This window comes from Planococcus koreensis, assembly GCF_004761975.1.
GTDB classification, from domain to species: domain Bacteria; phylum Bacillota; class Bacilli; order Bacillales_A; family Planococcaceae; genus Planococcus; species Planococcus koreensis.
This window is the reverse complement of record NZ_RQII01000062.1, coordinates 1-12559: the sequence shown is the minus strand read 5'-3', so window position 1 is coordinate 12559 and position 12559 is coordinate 1. Positions and strand designations below refer to the sequence as shown.

Below are 12559 nucleotides of genomic sequence, written 5' to 3'. Positions count from 1 at the left end.
GAATATTTCCTGTCGGATGAGGGTGAAATCATTTTCACAACGCCGAACGAAGACCATAAAAATGAAGAAGATGAAGTTAAAGAAGAGTAGTCAGTTGACACTCTTTTTTTGCTGGTTATAATAAAAAGTGTTATAATAAAATTCGGGCAACGTCCCGCATAAATGAGTTTTTTGGCCCCATATGGCGGTCATCTTAATTTTTAAGGAGGAGCATTTTTTTTATGTCGATTGAAGTAGGCAGCAAGTTAGAAGGTAAAGTAACAGGTATCACAAATTTCGGAGCATTCGTTCAGTTACCAACTGGTGCAACAGGCCTCGTGCATATCAGTGAAGTCGCAGACAATTACGTCAAAGATATCAACGATCATCTTAAAGTCGGCGAAATGGTGGAAGTCAAAGTGATGAATGTGGAAGCAGACGGCAAAATCGGTCTGTCCATCCGCAAAGCGAAACCACAGCCAGAAGGCGCACCGGTACGTCCGGATCGTCCGCAGCGTCCACGTCCGAGCAATAACCGTTCGTTTGAACGCGCACCAAAAGAAAACTTCGAGACGAAAATGGCGAAGTTCTTGAAGGAAAGTGAAGAAAACGCAACTTCATTGAAACGCGCTACAGAATCCAAGCGCGGCGGCCGCGGTGCAAAAAGAGGCTAACTTGCTAGCTGTTTTAATAGCATAGGAAAATGCTTCATGACAGCTTAACAATTCATATCGAAACGCTTCTCCTTCGAGGGGAGCGTTTTTTTTATAAAGTGCAAAATACGCTTGAACACAAAAAAAAGCAGCATCCTTTGTCAGGATGCTGCTTTTAACAACGATGATGGCGGCAGAGGGGATCGAACCCCCGACCTCACGGGTATGAACCGTACGCTCTAGCCAGCTGAGCTACGCCGCCTTTGTTCAAACGAACATTTCAAATCATACTATCTAAATGGCGGAGTGTCAATCAGATTTAGAAAAAAGTTTTAGGGCGTTCTTTTTATATAGATGATAAAAAGGCCTGGGAGAGGTGAGTGCATGGAAACATACGAAAAGAAGATGGCGGCCTTTATCAAAAAACACCAGTTGCTGGTTCCGGGAGAACAGGTGCTTGTCGGCTGTTCCGGCGGCATTGATTCGCTCGTGCTGGTGCATTTCTTGAAAATGAACGAGCAGGCTTTCGGAGTAGCGGTGTCGGCCGTGCACGTCGACCACATGCTGCGCGGCGAGGAATCCCGCATGGACCGCAGTTTCACTGAAGAAACTTGCCGGCATTGGAAAGTTTCTTGTTTCAGCCGATCGATACCAATCCCAGCCATCTTGGAAACGGCGGGCGGCAATAAACAGCAGGTGTGCCGCGATGAACGCTACGCGTATTTCAAGGAAGTGATGGCAGCCGAAAAAGCGCAGAAGTTTGCAACTGCCCACCACGCCGATGACCAATTGGAGACGGTATTGATGGCAGGCTTGAGAGGGTCGCTGCAATCGGGTCTGTTCGGCATGCCTTTGCGCCGCCCGTTCGGCGAAGGGGAGCTCATCCGGCCGCAGTTCGCGGTGACGAAAGACGAGATCGCTGATTATGCCCGGCGCCATGGCATTGTCCACCGGGAAGATTCCAGCAACGCGGAACCGATTTATACACGCAACCGCGTCCGGGAAGCAATTGTACCGCTGTTGAAAAAAGAAGAACCGTCAGTGTCGGATCATTTTGTCGAACTTGCCGAAACGCTGCAGGAAGACCAGCGTTTTTTGGACGGGCTGGCCCGTGAACAAGTGGACGGAATGGTTCGTTGGACAGATGGCCGGCTATGCTTGTCGGCTGAAAGTTTCAGAAGCGGAGCACTTGCTTTACAAAAAAGAATGGTTCTAATACTATTAAACTATCTATATAATGGGCAGCAAGTGTCGATAACAAAGCAATTGGCTGAACAGGTGCAAAACGCCATGCAAGTTTCAGCCGGTACTGTTTTTCTGCATCTGCCGCATAATTATATGATGACACGCCAATACGACGCGGTGTTCTTTAGCCGACAGCCGGTCCATCCGGCAACTGCAATAGATGCAATGCCCATCACAGGTGACTGGTCTGAAAGAGTGAACGGGTTTCGGTACAAAAAGGTCCCTTTGCTGCAGGTTGAAAAAGAAGAGAATGCTGTATTTTGGTATTTCGCCGCATCTAAACACGACAGGATGTTCATCAGAAGCCGCAAGCCGGGAGACCGGATCAAACTTGCCGGCATGCAGCAGCCGAAAAAAGTGTCGCGCCTGATGATCGATGAGAAAGTCCCTGTTTGTGAAAGAGAGAATTGGCCGGTCATTGCAACGGAAAAAGATGAGGTATTGCTGATTCCAGGACTGCGCCCATCCAGTCTTTTCAGCCGCGAACCGCGAGCTGGCGACGACTGGGTATTGATAGAGCACCACGAGAAAACGCAAAAAGCGGATTAACTAGGAGGCCCACCATGCTACAAAAAGACATTGAAGAAATATTGATTACGGAAGAAAGTTTGCAAGAGAAAGCGCGGGAATTAGGAGCAATCCTTACTCGCGACTATCAGGATAAATACCCGTTGGCAATCGGCGTATTAAAAGGTGCAATGCCATTTATGGGCGATTTGATGAAGCGCATCGACGGTTATGTGGAAATGGATTTCATGGACGTTTCAAGCTACGGCAATGCGACTGTTTCTTCAGGTGAAGTGAAAATCATCAAAGATTTGAACGCCAGCGTGGAAGGCCGCGATCTATTGATCATTGAAGACATCATCGACAGCGGACTGACGCTCAGCTATTTGGTGGATTTATTCAAATACCGCAAAGCGAACTCGATCAAAATTGTTACGTTGCTGGATAAGCCGTCTGGCCGCAAAGTGGATTTGAAAGCAGATTATATCGGATTTGAAGTTCCGGATGCATTCGTTGTGGGATATGGTTTGGACTATGCGGAAAAATACCGTAATCTTCCATATATTGGCGTCTTGAAACCTGCTGTTTACAGCGAAGATCAAGAATAGTCAAAAGAAGTTCACACAATACGGATTCACCCGCAAAGCTAAGGGCTTTTCGTTGTATGCGGAAATGCTCGTATGGTAGTATTTAGTATAGTTTTTGGAAACTTTATGAGGAGGCTTGGGATGAATCGAATATTTCGGTACACCATATTTTATCTACTAATCTTCCTAGTTATTATCGGTATTTTGGGGACGTTCAATAACAGTAACCAACCGACTAACGAAATAGGATACAATGAATTCTTGGAAGCTGTCCAAGGCGGGACGATTTCAGAAATTACCATCCAACCTGATGCAAATGTCTACGAAGTGACAGGGAAACTGGATGACTACGAAGACGATGAAACATTCGTCACTAATATTCCAGTGGAAAACGAAGCGTTGATTACGCAAATTGATGAAATTGCGACATCCGAGGGTGCCGAAGTGGATTTCTTGAAAGCCCCGCAGACAAGCGGATGGGTTCAATTCTTCACAGGCATCATTCCATTCATCATCATCTTCATCCTCTTCTTCTTCCTGCTTAACCAATCACAAGGCGGCGGTGGCGGCCGAGTGATGAATTTTGGGAAAAGCAAAGCGAAGCTGTACGATGATCAGAAACATAAAGTCCGCTTCAATGACGTAGCTGGAGCAGACGAAGAGAAACAGGAGCTTGTGGAAGTTGTCGACTTCCTGAAAGATCCTCGCCGTTTCGCTGATATCGGTGCGCGCATTCCAAAAGGGATTTTGCTTGTCGGGCCTCCGGGTACCGGTAAAACACTTTTGGCCCGTGCGGTTGCTGGAGAAGCGGGCGTTCCCTTCTTCTCGATCAGTGGTTCGGATTTCGTTGAAATGTTCGTCGGCGTCGGGGCTTCCCGTGTCCGTGACCTTTTCGAAAATGCGAAGAAAAATTCACCATGTATCATCTTTATTGATGAGATTGATGCAGTTGGACGCCAGCGTGGCGCAGGCCTCGGCGGCGGACACGATGAGCGTGAGCAGACATTGAACCAATTGCTTGTAGAAATGGATGGATTTGGCGCGAACGAAGGCGTCATCATCATCGCAGCTACAAACCGTCCGGATATCCTGGATCCGGCACTTCTTCGCCCAGGCCGTTTCGATCGCCAGATTACAGTTGGCCGCCCGGACGTCAAAGGTCGCGAAGAAGTCTTGAAAGTGCATGCACGCAACAAGCCTTTGGATCCGACTGTCGATATGAAAGCCATCGCACAGCGCACTCCTGGATTCTCGGGAGCGGATTTGGAAAACTTATTGAACGAAGCAGCCCTGGTAGCCGCTCGACGCAATAAATTGAAAATCGACATGTCCGATATCGATGAAGCGACGGACCGCGTTATTGCGGGACCAGCTAAAAAGAATCGTGTCATTTCGAAAAAAGAACGCAATATCGTGGCATTCCACGAAGCTGGCCATACGGTTGTCGGGTTGATTCTCGACGATGCGGAAACCGTCCATAAAGTGACGATCGTTCCTCGCGGACAAGCAGGCGGCTATGCTGTCATGCTGCCGAAAGAAGATCGCTACTTCATGACGAAACCGGAATTGCTTGATAAGATTTCTGGCTTGCTTGGCGGACGTGTTGCGGAAGACTTGAGTTTCGGTGAAGTTTCAACCGGAGCCCATAATGACTTCCAGCGTGCGACAGCCATTGCGAGAAGCATGGTTACTGAATACGGAATGAGCGACAAAATCGGACCGATCCAATTCGGCCAGGCGCAAGGCGGCAATGTCTTCCTTGGGCGCGATTTCAACTCAGACCAGAATTATTCAGATGCCATCGCATTTGAAATCGACCAGGAAATCCAGCGCATCATCAAAGAGCAGTACTTGCGCACGAAAGAGATCCTGACTGAAAACAAAGATCTTCTATCGTTGATTGCCAATACTTTGCTTGAAGTGGAAACGTTGGATGCGGGCCAAATCCTTCACTTGAAAGACCACGGCACGCTTCCGGAACGTTCTTATGAAGCATTGAACGGCGATTTTGAAAAAGATGCTGTTGATTTGTCGAAAGACGATGAAGCAGGGGATGTAACGGGTGCTCCGAGTGACCCTTCAGCTGGCGATTTGCCAAAAGAAGGCAGATCCGGTGAAGCCGTTGGACCGATTCAGGAAGACCGCAAATAAGACTTGTTAAGACCGATCGACCTTTCCTTTTTGGGAACGGCCGATCGGTTTTTTTATTTCTCTGAAAATATGGTATGATGTGTTGGAAAATCGTTGATAAGTGAGGGCTCAAATATGATTTTAGTAATGGATGTCGGAAACACGAATATTGTTTTGGGTGTCTATGGGGAGCAGCAGCTGCTGCATCATTGGCGGCTTGAAACAGACCGCCACAAAACGGAAGATGAATACGGCATGCAAATCAAAATGCTGCTGAATGACGCCGGCCTCGGATTTGAAGCGATCGGCGGCATCATCATGTCTTCTGTCGTGCCGCCAATCATGTTTTCGCTGGAGCGGATGTGCCAGAAATATTTTCACATCAAGCCGATGGTTGTCGGGCCTGGCGTAAAAACCGGCCTCAACATCAAGTACGATAACCCGCGTGAAGTCGGAGCAGACCGGATCGTCAATGCGGTTGCGGCGATCCATGAATACGGAACTCCGTTGATCATTGTCGATTTTGGAACGGCGACAACGTATTGTTACATTGACGAACGCCAGCAATACATGGGCGGGGCGATTGCGCCGGGCATCGGCATTTCCACCGAAGCGTTGTACAATCGTGCATCGAAACTGCCGCGCATCGAGATTGCGCGTCCGGCAAACGTCGTTGGAAAAAACACCGTATCCGCTATGCAGGCCGGCATCGTCTTCGGCTATGTCGGGCAAGCGGAAGGCATCATTGCACGCATGAAAGCACAGAGCAAGCAAAAGCCGACCGTTATTGCGACAGGAGGAATGGCTTCGTTGATTGCGGCGGAATCGTCTATGATCGACAAAGTGGATCCGTTTTTGACATTGAAGGGCCTTTATTTAATTTATAAACGCAATCAGGCGTTGGAAGGGAACGATTGATATGGGAGATTATTTAGTGCGCGGACTTGGCTTTAACGGCAGCGTCCGGGCTTTTGCCGCTGATGCGACGGAAACTGTAGGGGAGGCGCAGCGCCGCCATCAGACTTGGCCGACAGCGTCTGCTGCATTGGGGCGCGCGATGACGGCGGGGGTCATGCTTGGCGCAATGCTGAAAGGCGATGACAAAGTAACGTTGAAAATTCAAGGGGGAGGGCCGATCGGCGCCATCTTGGTCGACAGCGATGCTGATGGCAAGGTGCGCGGTTACGTAACAAACCCGCAGACCCAAATCGATTCGTCGGTCAAAGGCAAGCTGGATGTCAAAGGGGCGGTCGGCACCAATGGCATGCTGGCGATTGTTAAAGACCTTGGCATGAAGGAGAATTTCACGGGCCAGACACCGATCGTCTCGGGTGAAATTGCGGAAGACCTGACCTATTATTTCGCGGTTTCTGAACAGGTGCCATCGTCGGTCGGTTTGGGTGTCTTGGTGGATACAGACAACTCCATTCTCGCTGCTGGCGGTTTCATCATCCAATTGATGCCGGATACTGACGACGAAACGATTACGGCAATCGAAAAAAGATTGGCTCATATCGAACCTGTTTCTACAATGATCCAGCGCGGTTTGACGCCGGAAGGAATTTTGGAAGAAGTGCTCGGCGAAGGAAATGTGCAGATTTTGGACAAAATGCCGGTGAAGTTTGAATGCAATTGCTCCAAAGAACGTTTTGCAGAAGGAATCTTGGGACTCGGTGAAAAAGAAATCCGCGAAATGATTGAAGAGCAAGGAATGGCTGAAACGCAATGCCATTTCTGTTTGGAAAAATACCATTATTCTAAAGAAGAATTGGAAGCGCTGATCGATGAGCTACACGCGTAATACGCAACGCCCTGCTGCATCACCGGCAACTGCAGGGCGTCCGCCGAGAAGAAGATTGAAGACAGGTCCGCTGCTGGTCCTGTTATTGCTATTATTTGTTGGAAACCTGCTGTGGTTCATTGCTTGGCTGATTCCGAACGGAGCAGGCAGCAGCGAAGAAGTCGCCGCTGTCCAAGGCGATCCGATCACGCGCCAGGAATGGATGGCGGCAATGGAAGAGCAGCATGGCCGCGATACTTTGCTCGGGCTGGTCAATCAAAAAGTCATGGCCACTGCAGCCGAAGAGTACGACATTAAAGTCAGCGACAAAGAAATCGATCTCGAACTCGCGATGCTCCGCACGGCTCAGGATGGCACCGATATGGCATTGTATGCAGAAAACGGCGAGAGCTTGCGTGAGCAAGTGAAATCGCAATTGATCTTGGAAAAAGTGCTGACAAAAGATATCGTGGTTGAAGACCAGAAAATCGAAGCCTTTTACAAAGAAAACCAGGCGCTTTATGACGTCGAGGACGGCTACCGCACGAGCATGATGGTCGTCGAGTCAGCAAGCGAGGCCGAAGCGGCGCTGAAAGAACTTGAAAACGGTTCTTCCTTCGAAGCGCTGGCCCGCGAAAAATCGGTTGATACCGCGTCTGCCAGCTTGGGCGGCGACATCGGCTATATTTCCCCGGACCAGCCGTCTGTCGATCCGGCCGTTGCAAAAGCGGTCCAATCGATCGAAACTGGAAAGTGGTCAGAGCCGGTGGCATTGAAAGACGGCCGCCTGGCGATAGTAGCGGTGGTGGATAAAGCGGAAGGCCAAAAGTTCTCCTTCGAAGAAGTCAAAGGCCATATCGGTCGCGAACTTGCGCTTGAGCAGCTCCCTCAATCAGTCACTCCAGAAGCTTTCTGGAAAGAATTCGACGCAGAATGGTTTTACGGCCAATAAAACAGAAAGGCATTTCTCATTGGAAATGCCTTTTTGGTGTATACAATTTGACAGAAAATGAGAAACATTGATACGATAAGGAAAGATTAATACTTACAAAACTACTAGGGATTAGGAGTGTTGAGAAATGGCGCGTATAGGAAATTCTGTTACCGAATTGATTGGCCAAACACCGATTGTCAGATTAAATCGCCTGACTGGCCCTGAAGATGCAGAGGTTTATTTGAAATTGGAATACTTCAATCCTGGCAGCAGTGTGAAAGACCGCATCGCATTGGCAATGATAGAAGCTGCTGAAAAAGACGGCAATTTAAAGCAAGGCGACACGATTATTGAACCGACAAGCGGCAACACGGGAATCGGCCTGGCAATGATTGCTGCGGCTAAAGGCTATAAATCCGTATTGGTCATGCCTGAAACGATGAGCATGGAGCGCCGCAACTTATTGCGTGCATATGGTGCAGAATTGGTTCTGACTCCAGGTCCTGACGGTATGAACGGTCCAAACGGCGCCATTAAAACAGCTGAAAAACTGGCTGCTGAAAACGGCTGGTTCATGCCCCAGCAATTCAAGAATGAAGCGAATCCGGAAGTGCACCGACTGACAACAGGACCGGAAATCGTGGAATCGATGGGTGAGCAATTGGATGCGTTCATTTCCGGAATCGGTACAGGCGGCACCATCACCGGCGCTGGCCAAGTGTTGAAAGAGCATTACCCGGGCATCCACATCGTTGCAGTGGAACCGACGGACTCGCCTGTATTGTCAGGCGGCAAGCCGGGCCCCCATAAAATCCAAGGCATTGGCGCTGGATTCGTGCCAGAAGTCCTCAACACGAAAATTTACGATGAAATCATTCAAGTGACGAATGATCAGTCGTACGAAACAGCCCGCAAAGCGGCTCGCGAAGAAGGCATTCTCGGAGGCGTTTCCTCTGGGGCGGCAATCTACGCTGCGCTGCAAGTTGCGAAGAAACTTGGCAAAGGCAAAAAAGTGCTGGCGATCATCCCATCAAACGGCGAACGTTATTTGAGCACTCCGCTTTACCAATTCGAAGAAAATTGAGTCGCTTCTAAAAAGAGTATGCCTATGCATGCTCTTTTATTATGGCGAAAATGCCGTTATTCGCGATAATATGGAGAGAGTGATTATTTCCCGGGCAATAACAGGGTCCAGAACGGAGTGTAAAACATGGATTTGACCAATAAAACATGGGTGATGGGCATATTGAATGTAACGCCGGATTCTTTTTCTGACGGTGGCAACTATACGTCGGTTGAACAAGCAGTGTCGTGGGCACGCCAAATGGTAGAAGACGGTGCGGATATCATCGATATCGGAGGTGAATCGACGCGGCCAGGCTACACGATGATTTCCGATGCCGAAGAAATCTCGCGTATCGTTCCGGTGATTCAAGCGTTGAAAAACCAATGCGACGTCTTGATTTCAATTGATACATATAAAGCGGCAGTGGCTGAAGCGGCAATTGAAGCGGGGGCAGATATCATCAATGACATCTGGGGCGCGAAATATGAACCTGCCATCGCAGAGGTTGCGGCGAAATGGGAGGTGCCCATTATTTTAATGCACAACCGTAACGATGCGTTATACAAGGATTTTTGGCCGGATGTCCAGCAAGATATAAGCGAAAGTATAGAAATTGCGCTTAATGCCGGCGTCCGCAAAGAAAAGATTTGGCTGGATCCGGGCATCGGCTTCGCCAAGTCCGCTGCTGACAATATTGAAATGATGCAGCATCTCGGAGAGTTCGTTGCGCTCGGCTATCCGGTGCTGCTTGGAACTTCACGCAAGTCGCTGATCGGCAAAGTGCTGGGGCTGCCGGTAGCAGAGCGGCTCGAAGGTTCGCTTGCCACCGTCTGTTTCGGCGTCGACCGCGGCTGCCAAATTGTGCGCGTCCACGACGTCAAAGAAACAAGCCGTGCCGTGCGCATGATGGATGTGCTGACAGGGAAAACGAAATACAAGGAGGCGGAATAATGGATTTCATTCATGTGAACGATATGGAGTTTTACGGTTACCACGGCGTATTTGCTGAAGAAACCAAGTTGGGGCAACGTTTTCGTCTGACGGTATCGCTGGCGGTTGATTTGGCGGAGGCTGGCAGAACAGACGACCTACAACACACGGTGCATTACGGCGAAGTTTACGAAGCTTGCCGCGCAATTGTCGAAGGGCCGCCAAAAAAGCTCGTCGAAGCGGTGGCTGAAGAAGTCGCTGCCGGTATTTTAACGAAGTTCTCGCTTGTCAAAGGGATTCGCGTGCAGATGGTCAAACCCGATCCGCCGATCCCTGGGCATTACCGGTCGGTGGCAATCGAATTGTCGCGCGGGGAATTCGTATGAACGACAGCTACTTATCGCTTGGCTCGAATATGGGTGACCGATTAGCTATGCTGAAGCAGGCTGTCGATTTGTTGGGGAAGCATCCGGCGATAGAAGTTGCGGCCATTTCATCTTTATATGAAACAGACCCGGTCGGCTTCACCGCACAAGAGCCGTTTTTGAATATGGCCGTTCATGTCCGGACGAGCCTGTCCGCTTTGGAATTATTGGATGCCTGCCAGGAAATTGAACAGCAGCTGCAGCGCAAGCGGCTCGTCAAATGGGGGCCGCGGACAATAGACCTCGATATCCTGCTCTATAACCAAGAAAAAATAGAATCGGAGAGATTGGTTGTTCCGCATCCGCGGATGCACGAGCGGGCTTTCGTACTCATCCCGCTTTTGGAAGTGAACCCTTCACTTGAAGGAATGCCGGAGCCGCCTGAACAAGGGGTTCGGTTATGGAAAACCTATAGCGGGACTGAAGAATTTCTCCATAAAATCTAGACGAACGGTGCAGTTTAAGCTGGAAATAAGAACTGCCACAACTTTGTGGCAGCTTTTTTTATGTAGCGCAAGAGGAAATTGTGTACAATAGAGAAATACATGAATGATCAAGGTGTTGAAAAATAAAGGAGTGTAGAACATGTCAGAAGAGCTAAACGACCAAGTATTGGTGAGGCGCCAAAAGATGCAGGCGTTCCGTGATAACGGGATGGACCCTTTCGGTTCGCGTTTCGAACGTACTCACCTGTCTGAAGAAATCATCAACGAATACAGCGAGCTTTCAAAAGAAGAGCTTGAAGAAAACCCGCATGAAGTGGTAATTGCCGGGCGCGTCATGACGAAGCGAGGAAAAGGTAAGGCTGGATTTGCGCATCTTCAGGATCTGAAAGGCCAAATCCAAATATATGTCCGTAAAGACGCGATTGGCGACGAAGCATATGAATTTTTCAATACAGTCGATCTGGGCGACATCCTTGGAATAAGAGGGACGATCTTCAAGACGAATGTAGGGGAACTTTCTGTTAAAGCGAAAGAAGTCTTCTTCTTGACGAAAGCCCTGCGCCCGCTGCCAGAGAAATTCCATGGCCTTAAAGATATTGAGCAGCGTTACCGCCAGCGCTATTTGGATTTGATTACAAGCGAAACAAGCAAAGAGACATTCATTCTGCGCAGCCGCATCATTCAATCGATGCGCCGCTACCTGGATGATCAAGGTTTCTTGGAAGTGGAAACACCGATGCTGCACTCGATTGCTGGTGGAGCGACTGCACGTCCGTTCATCACGCATCATAATGCGCTCGACATGCAGATGTTTATCCGCATCGCTATCGAACTTCATTTGAAGCGCCTTATTGTAGGTGGTTTGGAAAAAGTTTATGAAGTAGGGCGGGTATTCCGCAATGAGGGTGTTTCAACGCGCCACAACCCTGAATTTACAATGCTTGAATTATACGAAGCGTACGCAGATTACAACGATGTCATGGAATTGACGGAAAATCTGATTGCACATATTGCACAGGATGTATTAGGTGCAACCACAGTCCAATATGGCGAGGACCAGATAAATCTTGAGCCAGGCTGGAAGCGCCTGCACATGGCTGACGCAGTGAAAGAATACACAGGAGTGGACTTCTGGGAGCAGATGACGAAAGATGAAGCGCACGCTTTAGCGAAAGAGCATAATATTGAAGTTAAACCTACTATGGAAGTAGGCCATATTTTGAATGAGTTTTTCGAGCAGCGTGTAGAAGAAGAGTTGGTTCAACCAACTTTTGTTTATGGCCATCCTGTAGAAATCTCTCCACTGGCTAAAAAGAATCCGGAAGATGGGCGTTTTACAGATCGCTTCGAATTGTTTATTGTTCGTAGAGAACATGCAAATGCCTTCACAGAATTAAATGATCCAATCGATCAACGCGAGCGTTTTGAAGCTCAATTAATTGAAAAAGAAGCAGGCAACGATGAAGCGCATGAAATGGATGATGATTTCATCGAAGCGCTGGAATACGGCATGCCGCCTACGGGAGGTCTTGGGATTGGGATTGACCGTCTAGTTATGTTGTTGACCAATTCCGCTTCTATAAGAGACGTTCTACTGTTCCCTCAGATGCGTCCGCGCGACTAATAAGCATAGATTTAAAATATTTACCCAACCGGTTCGAGTAGAATATTCTCGAATCGGTTTTTTATTTTAAATAAGTCTTGCGCTCAGAAGGGAGAGGTGATATATTAATTGATGTCGTGTTTTGGCATCTAGATTACACGAAGAAAACATGGAACTTATTGTTGACTTCCGAAAAGGAAGCTGGTAATATTGAAAAGTCGCCAAATGAAGCGGCATACAAACATGAACCTTGAAAACTGAACAGCAAAACGTC

The 12559-nt window shown here is 48.6% G+C and carries 12 protein-coding genes and 1 tRNA gene; 12 read left to right on the top strand and 1 reads right to left on the bottom strand.

Annotation, left to right across the window (positions count from 1 at the left end; genetic code table 11):
• Window positions 1-221: 221 nt before the first annotated feature.
• Window positions 222-653, top strand: coding sequence for a S1 domain-containing RNA-binding protein (locus EGV91_RS14900; protein WP_135505039.1), 432 nt, complete (start codon window positions 222-224; stop codon window positions 651-653).
• A 167-nt stretch (window positions 654-820) separates the two neighbouring features.
• On the opposite strand, the gene EGV91_RS14895 is transcribed toward EGV91_RS14900, so the two are convergent.
• Window positions 821-894 (bottom strand) — tRNA-Met (locus EGV91_RS14895).
• Between the two features lie 122 nt (window positions 895-1016).
• On the opposite strand from EGV91_RS14895, the gene tilS reads away from it, so the two are divergent.
• From tilS to lysS, 11 genes are all read left to right on the top strand, one after another.
• The gene (tilS, locus tag EGV91_RS14890) at window positions 1017-2426 is read left to right on the top strand and encodes a tRNA lysidine(34) synthetase TilS (RefSeq protein WP_135505037.1); all 1410 of its coding nucleotides are present in this window, start codon (window positions 1017-1019) and stop codon (window positions 2424-2426) included.
• Window positions 2427-2440: 14 nt separating this feature from the next.
• Window positions 2441-2992 (top strand): hypoxanthine phosphoribosyltransferase, encoded by a 552-nt coding sequence (gene hpt, locus EGV91_RS14885; protein ID WP_135505035.1) that lies wholly within the window; start codon window positions 2441-2443, stop codon window positions 2990-2992.
• Window positions 2993-3112: 120 nt separating this feature from the next.
• Window positions 3113-5122 (top strand): ATP-dependent zinc metalloprotease FtsH, encoded by a 2010-nt coding sequence (gene ftsH / locus EGV91_RS14880; protein ID WP_135505033.1) that lies wholly within the window; start codon window positions 3113-3115, stop codon window positions 5120-5122.
• Between the two features lie 114 nt (window positions 5123-5236).
• Window positions 5237-6019 (top strand): type III pantothenate kinase, encoded by a 783-nt coding sequence (locus EGV91_RS14875; protein WP_135505031.1) that lies wholly within the window; start codon window positions 5237-5239, stop codon window positions 6017-6019.
• Window position 6020: 1 nt separating this feature from the next.
• Window positions 6021-6902, top strand: a complete 882-nt coding sequence (gene hslO, locus EGV91_RS14870; protein ID WP_135505029.1) for an Hsp33 family molecular chaperone HslO — start codon at window positions 6021-6023, stop codon at window positions 6900-6902.
• Window positions 6886-7833 (top strand): peptidyl-prolyl cis-trans isomerase, encoded by a 948-nt coding sequence (locus EGV91_RS14865; protein ID WP_135505027.1) that lies wholly within the window; start codon window positions 6886-6888, stop codon window positions 7831-7833. Before hslO ends, EGV91_RS14865 begins: the two co-directional genes overlap by 17 nt.
• Before the next feature lie 127 nt (window positions 7834-7960).
• Window positions 7961-8899: a cysteine synthase A gene (gene cysK / locus EGV91_RS14860; RefSeq protein ID WP_135505025.1), complete on the top strand. Its 939-nt coding sequence runs from the start codon at window positions 7961-7963 to the stop codon at window positions 8897-8899.
• Window positions 8900-9025: 126 nt separating this feature from the next.
• The gene (gene folP, locus EGV91_RS14855) at window positions 9026-9832 is read left to right on the top strand and encodes a dihydropteroate synthase (protein WP_135505023.1); all 807 of its coding nucleotides are present in this window, start codon (window positions 9026-9028) and stop codon (window positions 9830-9832) included.
• Entirely contained in the window at window positions 9832-10197 is a 366-nt protein-coding gene (gene folB, locus EGV91_RS14850; protein ID WP_135505021.1) for a dihydroneopterin aldolase, read from the top strand. The genes folP and folB overlap by 1 nt, the downstream gene beginning before the upstream one ends.
• Window positions 10194-10682, top strand: coding sequence for a 2-amino-4-hydroxy-6-hydroxymethyldihydropteridine diphosphokinase (gene folK / locus EGV91_RS14845; RefSeq protein WP_135505019.1), 489 nt, complete (start codon window positions 10194-10196; stop codon window positions 10680-10682). The genes folB and folK overlap by 4 nt, the downstream gene beginning before the upstream one ends.
• A 139-nt stretch (window positions 10683-10821) precedes the next feature.
• On the top strand, window positions 10822-12306 hold the full coding sequence (lysS, locus tag EGV91_RS14840; RefSeq protein WP_135505017.1) for a lysine--tRNA ligase: 1485 nt from the start codon (window positions 10822-10824) through the stop codon (window positions 12304-12306).
• Window positions 12307-12559: the final 253 nt, after the last annotated feature.

Coding starts and splice junctions, on each gene's coding strand:
- EGV91_RS14900 (WP_135505039.1), top strand. CDS start 222: ATGTCGATTGAAGTAGGCAGCAAGTTAGAAGGTAAAGTAACAGGTATC.
- tilS (WP_135505037.1), top strand. CDS start 1,017: ATGGAAACATACGAAAAGAAGATGGCGGCCTTTATCAAAAAACACCAG.
- hpt (WP_135505035.1), top strand. CDS start 2,441: ATGCTACAAAAAGACATTGAAGAAATATTGATTACGGAAGAAAGTTTG.
- ftsH (WP_135505033.1), top strand. CDS start 3,113: ATGAATCGAATATTTCGGTACACCATATTTTATCTACTAATCTTCCTA.
- EGV91_RS14875 (WP_135505031.1), top strand. CDS start 5,237: ATGATTTTAGTAATGGATGTCGGAAACACGAATATTGTTTTGGGTGTC.
- hslO (WP_135505029.1), top strand. CDS start 6,021: ATGGGAGATTATTTAGTGCGCGGACTTGGCTTTAACGGCAGCGTCCGG.
- EGV91_RS14865 (WP_135505027.1), top strand. CDS start 6,886: ATGAGCTACACGCGTAATACGCAACGCCCTGCTGCATCACCGGCAACT.
- cysK (WP_135505025.1), top strand. CDS start 7,961: ATGGCGCGTATAGGAAATTCTGTTACCGAATTGATTGGCCAAACACCG.
- folP (WP_135505023.1), top strand. CDS start 9,026: ATGGATTTGACCAATAAAACATGGGTGATGGGCATATTGAATGTAACG.
- folB (WP_135505021.1), top strand. CDS start 9,832: ATGGATTTCATTCATGTGAACGATATGGAGTTTTACGGTTACCACGGC.
- folK (WP_135505019.1), top strand. CDS start 10,194: ATGAACGACAGCTACTTATCGCTTGGCTCGAATATGGGTGACCGATTA.
- lysS (WP_135505017.1), top strand. CDS start 10,822: ATGTCAGAAGAGCTAAACGACCAAGTATTGGTGAGGCGCCAAAAGATG.